The 375-nt window shown below is 48.0% G+C and carries 1 protein-coding gene; it reads left to right on the top strand.

Features of this window, described 5'->3' with window-relative positions; all coding sequences use genetic code 11:
* A partial coding sequence (locus tag KP705_RS19190) for a hypothetical protein (protein ID WP_215765460.1) occupies positions 1 to 375 on the top strand: 375 nt, incomplete at both ends.

Below are 375 nucleotides of genomic sequence, written 5' to 3'. Positions count from 1 at the left end.
ACGTTCCAGAGGTTAAGGAAGCGAAGGAATCACGCGGAGAGATTTTTGATGCAGGACCGTCTGAGAATGGGTGTGAGTCATCTTCTCGGATAGGTTTTTATGAGCTTCTTCGTCGCAACAGTGGGAACAAGGTTGATGTGTTTAAACATCTTGAACGCATTGGCAGGGATGAGGCCATAAGGCTTCAATCTGATCGCATTGCTGACAGGCTTGAAGGTCTGGGGATTCCGTCTAGGCGTAAGAAGCAGGATGGCACCTTTTTCAAGGTGGGTTTGCTGTCTGGATTAGCTAAGCAGATGGATGAACAGTTTAGGCATATCATGTTCATTCCTGCTGTTGCTGTTGCTGAGCGTCGCCAGTTGAGGAATGAGCTGA

The sequence above is a fragment of the Gluconobacter sp. P1D12_c genome (assembly GCF_018812105.1).
GTDB lineage: Bacteria > Pseudomonadota > Alphaproteobacteria > Acetobacterales > Acetobacteraceae > Gluconobacter > Gluconobacter oxydans_A.
The sequence above is the reverse complement of the archived record's forward strand: the minus strand, read 5'-3'. Positions and strand labels throughout refer to the sequence as shown.